This window comes from Microbulbifer variabilis ATCC 700307 (assembly GCF_000380565.1).
GTDB classification, from domain to species: domain Bacteria; phylum Pseudomonadota; class Gammaproteobacteria; order Pseudomonadales; family Cellvibrionaceae; genus Microbulbifer; species Microbulbifer variabilis.
Genome location: NZ_AQYJ01000024.1, coordinates 93651 through 108640, shown reverse-complemented (window position 1 = coordinate 108640; position 14990 = coordinate 93651). Strand labels below are relative to the sequence as shown.

12 protein-coding genes are annotated in these 14990 nt (G+C 51.0%); 3 read left to right on the top strand and 9 right to left on the bottom strand.

Annotated features, from left to right (window positions below; genetic code table 11):
- The first annotated feature begins 146 nt into the window (after positions 1-146).
- From G367_RS0107350 to G367_RS0107340, 3 genes are all read left to right on the top strand, one after another.
- Positions 147-2486 carry an autotransporter outer membrane beta-barrel domain-containing protein gene (locus tag G367_RS0107350; RefSeq protein WP_020412470.1) on the top strand — a complete coding sequence of 780 codons (2340 nt, stop codon included), beginning with the start codon at positions 147-149 and terminating at the stop codon, positions 2484-2486.
- A 152-nt stretch (positions 2487-2638) separates the two neighbouring features.
- On the top strand, positions 2639-3166 hold the full coding sequence (locus G367_RS0107345; RefSeq protein WP_020412469.1) for a GNAT family N-acetyltransferase: 528 nt from the start codon (positions 2639-2641) through the stop codon (positions 3164-3166).
- Between the two features lie 178 nt (positions 3167-3344).
- Positions 3345-3635, top strand: a complete 291-nt coding sequence (locus tag G367_RS0107340; protein ID WP_020412468.1) for a DUF1540 domain-containing protein — start codon at positions 3345-3347, stop codon at positions 3633-3635.
- Between the two features lie 102 nt (positions 3636-3737).
- Here G367_RS0107340 and G367_RS23315 read toward each other — a convergent pair whose 3' ends face one another.
- The 9 genes from G367_RS23315 to mrdA all read right to left on the bottom strand — a co-directional run bounded on the left by G367_RS23315 (position 3738) and on the right by mrdA (position 14958).
- Entirely contained in the window at positions 3738-5453 is a 1716-nt protein-coding gene (locus G367_RS23315) for an AMP-binding protein (protein WP_020412467.1), read from the bottom strand.
- An 867-nt stretch (positions 5454-6320) separates the two neighbouring features.
- Complete coding sequence (lipA, locus tag G367_RS0107330) at positions 6321-7304, bottom strand: lipoyl synthase (RefSeq protein ID WP_020412466.1); 984 nt, start codon at positions 7302-7304, stop codon at positions 6321-6323.
- The gene (gene lipB, locus G367_RS23310) at positions 7297-8001 is read right to left on the bottom strand and encodes a lipoyl(octanoyl) transferase LipB (protein ID WP_020412465.1); all 705 of its coding nucleotides are present in this window, start codon (positions 7999-8001) and stop codon (positions 7297-7299) included. Before lipB ends, lipA begins: the two co-directional genes overlap by 8 nt.
- Positions 8001-8282 (bottom strand): HP0495 family protein, encoded by a 282-nt coding sequence (locus G367_RS0107320; protein ID WP_020412464.1) that lies wholly within the window; start codon positions 8280-8282, stop codon positions 8001-8003. Before G367_RS0107320 ends, lipB begins: the two co-directional genes overlap by 1 nt.
- Before the next feature lie 177 nt (positions 8283-8459).
- Positions 8460-9605: a D-alanyl-D-alanine carboxypeptidase family protein gene (locus G367_RS0107315; protein WP_020412463.1), complete on the bottom strand. Its 1146-nt coding sequence runs from the start codon at positions 9603-9605 to the stop codon at positions 8460-8462.
- Positions 9606-9853: 248 nt separating this feature from the next.
- Positions 9854-10720: a septal ring lytic transglycosylase RlpA family protein gene (locus G367_RS26925; protein WP_020412462.1), complete on the bottom strand. Its 867-nt coding sequence runs from the start codon at positions 10718-10720 to the stop codon at positions 9854-9856.
- A 152-nt stretch (positions 10721-10872) separates the two neighbouring features.
- The gene (gene mltB, locus G367_RS0107305; protein WP_020412461.1) at positions 10873-11883 is read right to left on the bottom strand and encodes a lytic murein transglycosylase B; all 1011 of its coding nucleotides are present in this window, start codon (positions 11881-11883) and stop codon (positions 10873-10875) included.
- Positions 11884-11927: 44 nt separating this feature from the next.
- On the bottom strand, positions 11928-13073 hold the full coding sequence (gene rodA, locus G367_RS0107300) for a rod shape-determining protein RodA (RefSeq protein WP_020412460.1): 1146 nt from the start codon (positions 13071-13073) through the stop codon (positions 11928-11930).
- Complete coding sequence (gene mrdA, locus G367_RS0107295; protein ID WP_026304987.1) at positions 13066-14958, bottom strand: penicillin-binding protein 2; 1893 nt, start codon at positions 14956-14958, stop codon at positions 13066-13068. The genes rodA and mrdA overlap by 8 nt, the downstream gene beginning before the upstream one ends.
- Positions 14959-14990 lie beyond the last annotated feature (32 nt).

Genomic DNA, 14990 nt, shown 5'->3' with positions numbered 1-14990 from the left:
TTTTATTGTCTGGGTCAAATCCGCTAGTATTGCCACGCTTCCTTGAGGTACAGGAACAAAAAAAATAAAGACGCACACCGTTGTTTCCTCTGGATTCCTCCCGATGTTTCCTCTGGGTGTGCGATTACCGCGACTAGGAGAAAACCATGCCCAACGTCAAGCGCAGCCTCGCGGCCGCTATTGCACTTGCGACCATGACCAGCGCCTCTGCTTTTGCAGAGGAATCAGCTTTCAGCCAGGTTATTGCCTTTGGTGACAGTCTGACCGACGTAGGCAACTACGACGTATTTACCAATGGTGGTGATGCCAACGATATTGCCATCAACATCCTCTCTCAAAATCTGGGGCTGGGGCCTGTGACTGCTTCCTGCTCTGGAATGCAATCTCCTTTCTGCCTACCAGCTGTTGATCCAACATTGAGCCCTGCGGAACTTGAAGACTCAGTTTCAATGCAAGTTACCAGCGGTGCGCTTAATGCCGGTAGTGTTTGGGCTGTAGGTGGCCACAAAGCTGCTGATGTATTAATGAATGTGATTGGCACCGAGAACTATTTAGCTTTCCTTGAAGCCAATGGATTGCAAGATAGCCCAGCCCGACACAACGTCCTCAGTGCGCTGATGCCTCATGTCGGAGCTGATGGCCGTCCAGCCTACCCAGATTCTGAGCTTTTGGGCCTACTGCTTCTAAAGCAGGAAGAAGCTAAGCAACTGGCAATTAAAGCGAAAACTGCACAATTACAAGGTGATTTGGCCGCAGCAGTTGATCTAGGAAAGCAAGCGGAAGCAGCCAAAAATGAAGCCGGGCAGGCATTACAAGCGATTGTTGCCTCCACCGGTACCTCTGGAAACCCACACCCATTAGGCCGTGGTTACCTGGAAACCACCTCTGGAACAGCTGATGCCAATGCCCTCTACTGGGTCAATGGCGGCGGCAATGATCTGCTTAGTGGTTTTAGTAGTTTCGCTGCCGGTGAGATGAGCATTGAAGAAGCTACCGCTGAAATCGGTATAGCTTCCGCCATGCTGGCAACTGCAGCCGGAGCCCTGTCTGGTGCAGGCGCCAACTATATTCTGGTATCCAATGTACCCGATATCAGTAAGACACCTGCTGTTTATGCAAAGATTACCGCTGATTTAAATACTGCTGTAGAAGCAGGCCTCATGACTCAGGAACAGGCTGATGCAAAGCTGGAATCTTCTTTACAGCAAGCCAGCGCAGCCTCCGAAGCCTTTAACGCCAGCCTGCTAGCACAAGCCAAAGATATTGATGGCGTGCTGATGGTCGATCAGGCCGGCTTGCTCAAGGTGGCACTGGAAAACGCCGGCCAGCTGGGCCTTTCCGCTGAGTTCGACCAAAGCCAGTACTGTTACGACGGTAGCGGTGGTGAATGTATTGAGCACCCGGTTTACGGAATCAGCCAGGATACTGCTGACGCCTCCAAACTGATATTCAACGATACAGTACACCCGACGCAAGTTGGTCAGCAGGTACTCGCCGACTACTACACCGCTATCGTTAACGCGGCCCAGGTTGCCGGTCAGTTGCCTGATATCGGTGCCCAGGCGGCCCGCACTCACACCAACAGCCTGGATGAAAACCTGGCCGGTGTTCGTTATAGCCAAGCCCAAACTGGCGTGTTTGTGGGCAGCGTCTTCGGTGACATTGATTACGATAACGGTTTTGCCGCAGATATGAGCGGAGATAGCAATGCTAACCTGATGGGAATGACCTACGCCCTGCGCGACAATCTCGAACTAGGTTTGGCAGTGAGCCGCTCCGATATTGATGTGGACAACGCCCGCTCCGATATCGAGTCCACTTCCACTAACTACAGCCTGTTCGGCCGCTTCCACCACGATATCTTCTTCGTAGAAGGTAGCGCCACCCTGACGGACGTGGACTTCGACCAGGTGAACCGCGCCCTGGCTCTTGGCAATAGCTTCTCCTCAGAACTGGAAGGAGATACTTCCGGAGAAAACACCACCCTGAGTTTAACTGCAGGTGCCAATCTGTTCAGTTACTCCAGCTTCCAGTTCGGCCCCTTTGTTGGTTTAACTCGTGCAACTATGGAAGTGGATGGCTATACCGAAGACGCGATTGAGGGCTTCACCTATAGCGACTTGAATGGCAACGAGTTTGACCCGCTGGGTATGAACTATGGAGACCAGGAACGTCGTTACACCACCATGCGTTTTGGCGCCTTTGCCAATAAGAGCTGGAATACCGTTAACGCCTACGCCCAGCTCTGGTATGAAGATACTCGTGGTACCGACGAAGACACTCTGGAAGTTGGTGTTAAGTCCATGGCGGGCAATATGAATGCCATGCCCAGCTACTCTAGCGTAGATCAGGGCCTGTTCGACGACGGTATGGGCCTGATCGCCGGTATTCGCTGGCAAGCCGCTGAGTCTATTGCACTGAGCGCGAATGTGACTTCTCGCCCAACGGCAGAGTCGGCTTCCGTCAACGTAACCTACCGCTTCTAGTCCTGCGATAGCCTTTATGTTTATGTGCCTCCCAACTGGGAGGCACACTCTTCTCTCCACGCCCTTCTTCGAAACAGCCAGACTCAACTCTCGCCAACTGCTGACTGCCAAGGCAAAATAAGTGTTCAACTCAATATAACTGTGCGCCCTGAATGTTCCAAATTAAAACGCCCAATCTGGTTTTACTCGAGCTAGGAAATGATGATGCAGAGCTGATGCTCAACCTGCTCAACGACTCCGACTTTTTACAGAATATTGGTGATCGAGGTGTGCGTAACCTTGAGCAGGCTCGCCAATATATCGAGAACGGCCCCGTGTCTATGTACCGACAGCATGGTTTTGGCCTTTATAAAGTGGAGCTCAAAGATGGAACTGCAATCGGCATCTGTGGCCTGATCAGGCGTAATGGTCTAGATGATGTGGATATCGGCTTCGCTTTCCTGCCGCAGTACCGGGGCAAAGGCTATGCCCTGGAGGCCTCACAGGCCATAATGCTCCACGGCCAAAAAGCCTTAGGCCTGTTGCGTATTGTCGCAATCACTCGACCAGATAATACACCCTCAATAAAGCTTCTGGAAAAAATCGGACTCAAAACTGAAAAGAGGGTCACATTGCCCGGAGAGACAGAGGAACTACTGCTAATGGCCTGGGAGGCTGAGAATAACTGCTCTAAGGCATAGCAACAGATTGTTTCATATAAGAAAGTTATTGACTGTTATTGTCAGGCCCGCTTCCTGGAAGAGTTTCTCTCTTACAGAAAAGAGTGCCCCTCTCTATTACCTTACAATATCTAAGGTTTCTCGTTGACATACCCGAAAGCTGGGCTAGTCTCCTTTTACCAACCAGGAGAAGACAGCCATGATTATCGCGACAGATATGCCTGAAGTCAGCAGGTGTGCCGCCACTCAATGTGCCTACAATGCTGACGATGGCTGCCATGCCAGAGCTATCACTATTGGCCACGGGACAGATCCCGATTGCGATACATTCTTTACCAACTCGAAACATACTAGCAGCTCTCGCACTGCCGGCGTTGGCGCATGCAAAATGGAAGACTGTAAGTTCAATGACGATTTCGAATGCTCCGCTGAAAGTATTGAAGTTGGCCACACTGGCAACACAAACAACTGCCTGAGTTACACTCATTAAATTGATCATCGAAAGTCATTCGTAAAAAAAGCCCGACAATAATAGATTGCCGGGCTTTTTTGCATATATATGTTGGCTTCTAAGTTTATGTCTTAGCCAAATTCAATTCACCGCCTGCAAATCAGCCTTTGTTTTCTGAGTGCTATCACTATCTCGTGTCTCCCACACAATACCTTCCACATCTGCAAACTGCTTAAATAGATACTGGTAGTGGGCATCCAATACTTTACGTTTAATCTTCAAGGTGGGAGTTAAGAACTCATTTAGTGGAGTCCACTCCTCTTTGCAGATAAATATAGTCTTGATGCGTTCGTGATGAGGCAAGCGTTCATTTACTGTCTCCAATATTCTTTGGAGCTGTTCATTGACTTCGGTACGAGGCATTTTTTCTGCAGTTTCAGATAGTGTTGCCAACATTACCGGCTGATCCATTCCATGACCAAGCACACAAAGTTGCGCCAGAAGTGTCTCATTCCCAAAGTGCCCCTCTAGGCGACTGGGCTGAATAAATTTTCCTTTACTGGTTTTAAAAGTCTCAGAAATTCGGCCGGTAATATGTAACAGCCCATCCCCATCAATATAGCCCGAGTCTCCGGTATGGTAATAGCCGTCACGGATAACTTCCGCTGTTTTCTCAGGCTCCAGGTAGTAGCCTTTCATGAGGGAGCCACTCTTGAATAATATTTCTCCCTCATCAGAAATCTTCAACTCACAGCCATGGTATGTTTTGCCTACCGTACCCGGTACTGGCTCCTCCCCCGGCAACACAAAGCAACCATAGATAAAGTTTTCTGTCATGCCATAGCCATCGGCAATCTGCATTCCCATACGCTCATACCAGCGCAACAACTCAATAGAAATAGGCGAGGCTCCTGTTACCAGCATTCTCGCCTGGTCCAGACCAAGACCTGTACGCACCTTATTTTTTAGCCAGCTGCTCAATCCTGGTATGCGCAGTAAAACATTTTGTAATGCTGGTGGAATTTTTTCATCTATACCCTCTTTAAACTTGGTCCATAGTCTGGGGACTGAAAAGAACATCGTGGGTCGAGTACGCTGCAAATCCTCAAGGAACGTATCCAGGGATTCGGGAAAATGCACCGGGGTACCCGAGTAGAGGCAGTGAAATTCTACCAGGATACGCTCTGCAGCATGGGCCAGTGGTAAATAAGAGAGAACACGATCAGCCTCATTAAACCCGTAACCCCGAATCATATTTGGTACAACAAAAATTACTGAAGACCAGGTGTGCATAACCCCCTTCGGATTGCCGGTGGTTCCAGAGGTATACATAATGGTAAAGAGATCGTCTTCATCGAATACCGGGCTTTCCTCGTAACGTTCACTGGCGTTTATAACCGCTTCGAGTTCCTGATCACAATGAATCTCACAACGCTGAATCGCTACACTCGGCAGAGAGTCTGCAACTTCCTGCAATGCAGCATTGTTATCCGTGGCACCACAGAAAAGTAGTTTTGACTCAGAGTGCTGCAAGACATAGGACATGGAAGACGCAGACTGCCCAGGGTATAGGGGTACGCTCACCATCCCCGCCAGCATGATACCTACATCCACGATAATCCAGTCTGCACAGTTTTTGGCATGGATCGCGATACGGTCCCCAGGCTCAAATTGGCTAAGCAGGTAACCCGCAATCCTTCGGGCTTTGTCCATCACCTCATACCATGTGTATTCTCTCCATTGACGCCGCTGCATCTGGCGGAGAAATACTGTTTCTGGCTCTTCGGCCTCTCTCTTATAGAGGAGCTCCAGAGGCTGGAGGCCTTTCACCTTTTCGTATCGTTCTTCCGGGGTCATCGCTTTCCTCACTCATTATTGTGTTTATTGTGATCTGATGTGTTATTACTGCACCTAAGTACCATATCAGTGCAGTATGTTGCGCCCAGAGTATTTACCCTAGTTACCGTTTAGAACTAAATTACCACTATCGTCAGCCCTGGCTAAGACCAGAACTAAGGTATGGCAGTCGCAACACATAAGAAAGGCAGAATCTTCTTATCCTTATTATTCATCCAAAGTTACTGAAGATATGCGGTTAGTGCAATTCCTTGTGCCACCCTAAAAACAGTTATTTTTTATTAGATAAAATTAGACTGATCAGTCTGTGAGGTAGGTAGGAAAGTTCGCCAAATTGAAGTCTCAATAATTTTGTTGAAATAATCTGTGACTTGTCGACTTAGGCAACTGTACGATTAGCAACGGCAGCACTGAAGTTAAGAAAACCGAGCCACTAGTTAATAAGGCAATCAACATGTTTTTAAACATTAAACTTCAGATTTTAGAGCACCCCTAATTAGTGTAAATATTTGCAGCCTGCCGCCATACAAATGTTAAATTTTTTCCCAGGATAGAAACCTATACAAATTGATAAACAATTTAAAACAGAGAGACAAACCTATACACAACTTTAAAAGACATTAATATCAAATTTCTTACTATTGTTACCCCAAATAAAACGCCCATTGATATAGCTTATAAAACCTTAGAAAACGAAGAGGCGAAAAAACAGAAGAAAGCATGTGAAGGAGTGAACTACAAACTCTAACAGTTTACAGATGCTGTCCGGAATTTTAAGTAAGAAAAGAAGAGAAACAGCTTTAGAGGTATTCAGTCAAAAGATTTACCAGGGGCAAATGAAAAATTTTCACTTGCCCCTGGTCTGCACTAGCCTACCTTCTCCCCGTGTGCCTGCTTATCCGCATGGTAAGAAGAGCGCACCAACGGGCCACAAGCTGCGTGCTTGAAACCGATTTGTTCTGCATAGCGGCGATATTCTTCAAACTCATCCGGGTGGACATAGCGCTGTACAGGTAAATGCTCCTTGCTCGGCTGTAAATACTGGCCGATGGTGAGCATATCGATATCGTGCTCACGCATATCATCCATTACCTGGAAGATTTCTTCCTTTTCCTCACCCAGGCCCACCATCAAACCAGACTTGGTTAGTACATCCGGGCGGCGTTTTTTATATTCCTGTAGCAACTTCAGGGACCATTTGTAATTAGCTCCAGGACGGGATTCCCGATATAAACGGGGCACAGTCTCCAGGTTGTGGTTAAATACGTCCGGTGCCTCCTTCTCTAGAATATCCAGCGCAACATCCATGCGGCCACGAAAATCCGGAGTCAGGATTTCCACCTGCAGATCTGGTGACAGCTGGCGAGATTCACGGATGCATTCCGCAAAATGCTCAGCACCGCCATCGCGCAAATCATCACGATCCACCGAGGTGATCACTACATAGCGCAGGCTCATGGCGGCAATGGCTTCAGCCAGATTTTTGGGTTCTTCCGGATCGAGGGGATTGGGTTTACCGTGGCCCACATCGCAGAATGGGCAGCGGCGCGTACAAATCTCCCCCATGATCATAAAGGTCGCTGTACCACCACTGAAGCACTCCCCAAGATTTGGGCAGCTTGCCTCTTCACACACTGTGGAGAGCTTTTGCGAGCGCAATATGTTCTTGATACGGTCCACCTCTTTGGAGGCTGGGACTTTTACACGAATCCAATCCGGCTTACGCAAAACGGTATCACTGGCAATTACCTTGACTGGGATACGCTCGACCTTATCACCGTCGCGTAATTTTTCCCCCTGCTGGAGGCGGCGGGTGCGCTTTACCGGCACCAGATCGGGTTTTTCAGCCATTACTTAATTCCTGCTGTTCCGCGCTCAGTTGCGCCAAAGTGTGTTCGTCTAGTGGCTGCCACTCTGCTGAAGGCAGCTCGAGCGTGCGCAACAATTCGCACACAAAAATTTCTGCCACTTGCTTCCAAGTAGGTGTCTCTTGCAGTAACTCGGCCATTTGCACCATTTCCATACCTGCGTATCCACAAGGATTAATCCGGTGGAAGGGGGCCAAGTCCATATCGATGTTGATGGCGATACCGTGGAAGCTGCAACCACGGCGTACTCGCAGCCCAATGGAAGCAATCTTGCTACCACTGCGGGGGCCGCCCTCAGTCAAATACACTCCGGGAGCATCAGCGCGGGGGGCGGCAGCAATGCCAAAGGCCTTAAGCATCGCGACAGTGGCGCTCTCCAGTGCCGTCACAAGGTCACGCACGCCAATTTTGGCCCGACGCAAATCCAGAAGTGGATAAACTACCAATTGCCCAGGGCCGTGATAGGTAACCTGCCCACCACGATCCACCTGAATTACCGGGATATCACCAGTATTCAGCAGGTGTTCAGCTTTGCCGGCCTGTCCTTGGGTGAATACAGGCTCGTGCTCCACACACCATATCTCATCAGAGCTATTTTCATCGCGGAGGTCAGTGTAGCGAGACATCGCGCGCCAGACGGTCTCGTAATCTCGCTTGGCGAGGTTGCGCACAACGGTCATCAAAGCACCATATGCACCGCTGGGTGCTCTTTCAACTCTTCAAACAGGGCTTTGAGCTGATCTTCACCGGTAGCGAGGATAAAGAATGTCATTGAGGTGAATTTACCGGTGCTACTGTTGCGCAGGGTAATTCGATCTTCATCCAGCCCGGGGGCATGGCGACGCATCACTTCCAGTACAAACTCGTGCGCTTGGTCATTGGCATCCCGCACCACTTTGACCATATAGTCTTCGCAGGGAAACTCAATTTTCGGGGGTTGCTGATTGGGGTCTTGGCTCATACCACTCTCCGAGGTCCGGCTGTCAGGTATTAAGAAGAAGCTTAGGCACAGCCGGGCGGCGATTATACAGCGAGCAGTGTGCAGTGGACAGGGAGTGGCAGGGGGAAGTAGGCAGAGAGTTCGGGGAGCTGGCCAGGGGTGGCTAACAGCCACCCCTATCTCATAAGCTTGGTGAAGTTAGTTAAAGAAGCTGATCACGAAGCGCTTGATGGAATCCCACATCCGCTTAAAGAAACCGGCGCGCTCCACATCCTCCGCCGCTACGGCTTTCACATCGGCAACTGTCTGGCCATCCAGAGTCACAACAACTTTGCCCACTGGTTGGCCTTTCTTAATCGGAGCCTCCAGCTCACCATCAACAATCAGATCAGCTTTAATACCCTCTTCACCACCGCGGGGGATAGTGACAAAGATATCCTTCTCCACTGCGATACCAACGTTGGGCTCCTTGCCACCCCACACTCGCTCGGTTTGCAGGACTTCACCCTGGCCGTACACCTTGTGGGTCTGGTAATAACGAAAACCGTAAGCTAGCAGCTTCTGAGTCTCCGAAGCCCGCTTCTCGTCACTGTCAGTACCCACCACGATTGCAATCAAGCGCATACCACGCTTCATCGCAGAGGCCACCAGGCAGTAACCGGCCTCTTCAGTGTGACCGGTCTTGATGCCATCTACCGCAGAGTCACGCCACAACAGGCGATTGCGATTGGGCTGGTTGATACCGGAATAGCTGAAATACTTTTCAGAGTAGATATCGTAGTGCTCAGGGTGATTGGCGATCAGCGCGCGGGCCAGGATGCCCAGATCACGGGCAGTAGTCATATGCCCTTCAGCGGGCCAGCCAGTGGCATTTACAAAATTGGTATTTTCCATACCCAGAAGTTCTGCCTGCTGGTTCATTACCTCAGCAAACACTTCTTCACTACCAGAGACATGCTCCGCCAGGGCAATACTGGCGTCGTTTCCGGATTGAATAATAACTCCGCGCATCAGGTCCATAACTGGAACCTGGTCGCCAACCTTGACGAACATCTTCGAGCCGCCCTTCCGCCAGGCTTTCTCGGAGATACGCACTTTGTCATCTTCTTTGATACTGCCTTTGAGCATCTCTTCCGAGACAATGTAGGCCGTCATCATTTTGGTAAGACTAGCGGGGGGCACCTCTTTATCCGCTTCGTGCTCTACCAACACCTGGCCGGTATTGGCATCCACAAGTAGGTACGAGGTGGCCGCCAGCTGGGGCGGAGCCGGAATGAGTGATTGCGCCTGGGCCAGGCCCGCACAAAGCAACAGGAAAGAGCAGGCGATAATCCGTGTGATCATAGGTGAGAGTCTCGTTAATCCTCGTGTTCGTAGGCTGGCTGTTAACCCAATATTCATTTTAAAAGATTAATACACGACCATGGTCTGTCACCAAATGCCGTCAGCCAGGAATGTTGACAAAATACAAGAAAATTCGCGCCATTGCGCAGTATTTTGTAAACGGCTATTCAACTGACCGTCACCTATAGTAGCGGTCGCTGACTGCCAGAGCCTAGTGCAGGGCTCGTTGAAACATCAGACTTGGCTATTTATTCATATACCACCTGGGGATCACCCAACTGGTTCTTCTGCACGGTTTCCCGAGCGGTAGCCAGAGCCCTCTGCTGAGAAATTGGCCCAATACGCACCCGATAAAATGTCTTGCCACTACGCGTTACAGGACTGACAGAAACAGGATAGTCAATTGAAGCCGTCAGCTGTGCACGGATCTTCTCCGCCTGGCTGGCATTACGGTATGCACCAACCTGAAGAAAGGTATTTTCCGGTAACTGAATCGTCGTATCCTGCGGCAGGCTACGTGTAACGTCACCGGCCAGTATAGTTTCAGTCACAGGTGGCAGAGAGGCCGGGTCCAGCGCTTCTACCTCAACCCGTGCAATCCCCTTATCCACATACCCCAACTTCTGAGCGGCAGTATAACTTAGGTCGATAATACGCCCATGCACAAAGGGGCCACGATCATTTACGCGCACAATAATACTGCGGCCATTATCCAGGTTGGTTACCTTGGCATAACTGGGTAGTGGCAAAGTTTTGTGCGCCGCGGACATGGCGTACATGTTGTAGATTTCCCCATTGGCAGTACGGCGGCCATGGAACTTGGTGCCATACCAGGAGGCTTGGCCCCTCTCCTTATAACCTTTGACCGCACTGCGCACATGGTAAGTAACGCCCCTTACTTTGTAGGGAGATTTGTTTCCGGCTGGGCCAATGGGCTCGCGTACAGGAGTTGGTTCAGGTGTAGCCAGCATATCCACCGGGGCTGCTGGACCACTATCCTCAACGCTGTCGAAATCTGAATCGGCTTGCTTACCCGGCTGGGTTTGCGGCCCCCCACAGGCCATCAAGAATAAAGCGGCGAGGAGGGCCCCACGCCGCAAACTGCACTGAAACATAATCCCCCCGGCGCGCGGCAACCACTAGTTGCCGTCTCCAAGCCGCTATTATCTGAAACTACTTAATAAAATAGAAAGTTTTTGATTACAGGTGGCGCCATTGGTTCCACGATACTGGCAGTTTTTGCCGGTATGCGGCTATTAAGCTCTGCCTAGGATTTCCCTCCACGCGCTTTGACGATTTCCTGAGCCAATTCATTTACCGCCATAGCGTAGAGGCGGCTGCGGTTATAAGTGGTAATGGTGGAAAAATTATTGAGCCCCAACCAGTACTGCTTGCCCTGCTCTGTCTGCAGGGAGAAGACAATTGCCGGCATTTCCGGAGCAACCTGACTCGTCGCGTTGAAGCCTTTTTCTGCCAGCTCTCCCACAGTCCACTCTGGCAACAGGGTGTCATTGACGATTGTCATATCCGCATTGGGGCGCGGGCTCGCCAGCACGGTAACCGGCTCACCGGGTTTCCAGCCATGTTTGGCTAGATAGTTAGCCACACTACCAATAGCGTCAGTAGTGTTATTCCAGATATCCACCTTGCCGTCATTGCTGAAGTCCACGGCATAGGCACGGTAGCTCGAAGGCATAAATTGCCCGTACCCCATTGCACCAGCATAGGAGCCCCTAAGTGCAAGGGGGTCCATTTCCTGATCCCGGGTCAGAAGCAGGTAATTTTCCAGCTCTTTGGTAAAAAACTGTGAGCGGCGTGGGTAATTGAAAGCCAGTGTAGAAAGCGCATCCAGCACCCGGTAGCCTCCCATATTGCCACCGTAGCGGGTTTCGATACCGATGATGGCAACGATCATTTCAGCCGGCACACCGTATTTGTTCTCGGCTTCAGCCAGGGCTTCCTTGTTCTTATCCCAGAAATCAACACCACCGGCGATGCTCTGTGGGGTCAGAAATAGCTTGCGGTATTCATACCAGGGCTTGGCTTTTTCAGCCGGGCGCCTGATTGCCTTGAGTATCGAGTCTTTGCGCTTGGCCTCACGCATTAATTCCTGCAGCTCTTTGCGGTCAAATTGGTGCTCTTCCACCATGTACTCTACGAATTTCTGTGCATCCGCATTGTCACCATGACCGGGCTCCTGTGCGCAGGCGGCCAGGGCCAGCCCCATCCCAACCAATAGTCCCGAGGTCCACTTCAAAACGACCGCTCCTGTCTTCATCTCGCGTCTCTACACATCCAGTTATTAATGGTCAGCGCAAACTTTCAAAAATGCACTCTGCGCCGTTCTGTCCCTACAGCCATGAGGATACCGAATCCTGCCATCAAGGTAATCAGTGAGGTTCCCCCGTAGCTGATAATTGGCAAGGGTACCCCCACCACTGGCAGTAATCCTGTAACCATACCAATGTTTACAAACACATAGACAAAAAAAGTGAGCGTTATACTCCCCGCCAATAGGCGACCAAATAGGTGTTGCGCCATAAAGCTGATATAAATGCCACGCGCTATAACCAGGACGTAGAGTAATAGCAGCAACAATACACCGCGCATACCCCACTCCTCCGCCAGTACCGCAATAATAAAGTCGGTGTGGCTTTCCGGCAGGAAGTCCAACTGAGATTGAGTTCCCTGTAAATAACCTTTGCCATAGACGCCACCCGAACCAATAGCAGCTTTGGAATTAAAAATATTCCACCCTGCGCCAAAGCGGTCATCATGGGGGTTGAGCAGAGTTAGGATTCGCTGGCGCTGATAGTCACGGAGGCCCCACTGCCAGATCGGCCAAGCCGAAACCAGAACACCCAAGCCCGCAGCACCAATCATTTTCCAGCTCAAACCAGCGAGATAAAGTGCAAACAGGCCTGAGGCCGCAATCAAAATTGAAGTGCCCAAATCAGGCTGGCGCACAATCAGCGCAGCCGGCACTGCCACAATGGCCAAGGCTCCAAAAACAGTCATCAAAGATGGTGGTTGCGCACGCTGGTGCAAGAATGCAGCCACCATCATCGGCACCCCCAACTTCATAATTTCTGATGGCTGGAAGCGGAAGCCGGCAATTTCCAGCCAGCGCTGCGCACCCTTCGCACCAGTGCCAAATAGCAGCACCCCGACTAGCAAGGCGCAGCCCCCTAAATAAGCCCATGGCGACCAACGCCGGTAAAAATCCAAGGGTATCTGGGCAACAATAAACATGCCCACAAATGCCAGACACATAAAAATAGACTGGCGCCGCACATAGTTTATATCTCCACCGGAAGCACTAAAAAGCACTCCCAGGCCAACCGAAGCCAACACCAATAGCAGCACTAACAAGGGCACATCAATATGCAGGCGACGAGCCAGGCTTACCGGCTTCCTGAGGCTGCCATGTGCATCGGACAGCCGGTGGGAAAAATCACGGCTAGCCATTATCCGCCCCCTCAGAAAAACTTACATCTGCGGTCGTATTGACTGCTGATTCGGTTCGCGGCACCCACTCAGCAAATAATTCCCTAGCCACCGGCGCAGCCACCCCACCACCGGCTTCACCGTTCTCTACCAATACCGCAACAGCGATACGTGGCTTTTCCACCGGCGCAAAGGCCACAAACAGCGCGTGGTCGCGATGACGCTCCTGTAGCGCCTCAGAGTCATAGCGAGCTCCCTGGGCGATACCCACCACCTGGGCAGTACCTGATTTACCAGCGACACGAAAATCCAGATCTTTGCCAGCTCGCTTACCTGTGCCATAGCTTCGATTAACTACAGCATCCATCCCCTCAAATACCAGATCCCAATTATCCGGATGAGCTTCCAGGTTGTGCAGTATTTCCGGAGGCTGTTCGGCCCCATTAATAGTTTTCACTATCTGGGGACGATAGTGAGTGCCGCGATTCGCTAAAGTAGCGGTCATAACTGCCAACTGTAGCGGAGTGGCCAGTACAAATCCCTGTCCCAGCACCGCGTTGAGACTATCCCCCGGGAACCAGGGCATGCCTCGCGCACCGCGCTTCCAGTCCCGAGAGGGAAAAAGGCCGGAACGCTCCATCGGCAGGTCAATACCGGTTTTGGAGCCCAGGCCAAAGTGGGTTGCAATGTCGTGCATGCCGTCGATATCCCAGCGGTGTGCCATATCCCAGAAGTAAACGTCACAGCTCTGTGCCATCGCCTGGATCAGGTCCACCTTTTCACCATGCCCCCAGCGGACATGATCCCGATATATACGAGGATCATTCGGCAGTTTATAGAAACCCGGGTCCTTGATTTTGGTCTCGCGAGTGATAAGTCCCGCCTCAAGCCCTCCAAGTCCCATTAATGGCTTCAGGGTTGAGCCGGGCGGATATTGTCCTTGCACTGCGCGATTAAAGAGCGGCACATCAAGTGAGTCGCTGAGGGCCCGATAATCGGCAAAGCTAATTCCGGTTACAAACAGATTTGGATCGAAGGAGGGCTTGCTGACAAATGCCAAAACACCACCGGTGTTAACATCGATCGCCACTACAGCCCCACGGCGATCTCCCAGTGCATCGGAAGCCACCTGTTGCAGGTGCGCATCCAGGTGCAGGGTCAAGTCGGCGCCGGGCTTGGGATCCTGGCGTTCCAATACGCGCAATACCCTTCCCCGCGCATTGATCTCCACATTTTCATAACCCACCTCACCGAGCAGGGTTTTCTCGTAAGAGCGCTCCAGTCCCACTTTGCCGATACTATTGGTACCGCGATAGAGACGCACGTCTTCTTCAGTGAAGTTACTCAGGTCGCGATCGCTAATGCGACCTACATAGCCAACACTATGGGCAAACAAATCCCCCAGCGCGTAATAGCGCACCAATTCGGCCTGCACTGAAACGCCGGGCATACGAAACTGATTAACGCTTATCCGTGCGATTTCCTCTTCGCTCAAACGAAAGCGGAGAGGCACCGGCTCAAACGGCCGACGGCGCTTCATGCGCTTGCGGAATTTAGACACATCGCTATCTTCGAGGCGAATTAAATGACCGATTAATTCAAGGGTTGCGTCCAGATCCTGCACTCGTTCACGGACAATAGAAAGGTTGAAACTGGCTCTGTTGTCAGCCAGTAATATTCCATTGCGGTCGTAAACCAGCCCCCGTGTGGGAGCCACCGGGCGCACCTGAATACGGTTCTCATCGGACTGGGTGCGGTAATCGTCGTAATTAACAACTTGCAGGTTATAGAAACGAGCTACCAGAACAGCCAGTAAGGCGATCACACCGACAATAGCCACCAACATACGGTTGCGAAATAACCGCTGCTCCGTGTGTGGGTCCTTAAGGTGATGGTCGTGAGGCATTAGAATTTATTTGAATGAATTTGACTGGCGCG

Bases quoted from the DNA above. Each gene is read 5' to 3' on its own strand.
- lipA (WP_020412466.1), bottom strand. From the start codon at position 7,304: ATGGCTGAAAAACCCGATCTGGTGCCGGTAAAGCGCACCCGCCGCCTC.
- G367_RS0107350 (WP_020412470.1), top strand. From the start codon at position 147: ATGCCCAACGTCAAGCGCAGCCTCGCGGCCGCTATTGCACTTGCGACC.
- G367_RS0107340 (WP_020412468.1), top strand. From the start codon at position 3,345: ATGATTATCGCGACAGATATGCCTGAAGTCAGCAGGTGTGCCGCCACT.
- G367_RS0107345 (WP_020412469.1), top strand. From the start codon at position 2,639: ATGTTCCAAATTAAAACGCCCAATCTGGTTTTACTCGAGCTAGGAAAT.
- rodA (WP_020412460.1), bottom strand. From the start codon at position 13,073: ATGGCTAGCCGTGATTTTTCCCACCGGCTGTCCGATGCACATGGCAGC.
- G367_RS0107320 (WP_020412464.1), bottom strand. From the start codon at position 8,282: ATGAGCCAAGACCCCAATCAGCAACCCCCGAAAATTGAGTTTCCCTGC.
- mrdA (WP_026304987.1), bottom strand. From the start codon at position 14,958: ATGCCTCACGACCATCACCTTAAGGACCCACACACGGAGCAGCGGTTA.
- G367_RS23315 (WP_020412467.1), bottom strand. From the start codon at position 5,453: ATGACCCCGGAAGAACGATACGAAAAGGTGAAAGGCCTCCAGCCTCTG.
- G367_RS26925 (WP_020412462.1), bottom strand. From the start codon at position 10,720: ATGTTTCAGTGCAGTTTGCGGCGTGGGGCCCTCCTCGCCGCTTTATTC.
- G367_RS0107315 (WP_020412463.1), bottom strand. From the start codon at position 9,605: ATGATCACACGGATTATCGCCTGCTCTTTCCTGTTGCTTTGTGCGGGC.
- lipB (WP_020412465.1), bottom strand. From the start codon at position 8,001: ATGACCGTTGTGCGCAACCTCGCCAAGCGAGATTACGAGACCGTCTGG.
- mltB (WP_020412461.1), bottom strand. From the start codon at position 11,883: ATGAAGACAGGAGCGGTCGTTTTGAAGTGGACCTCGGGACTATTGGTT.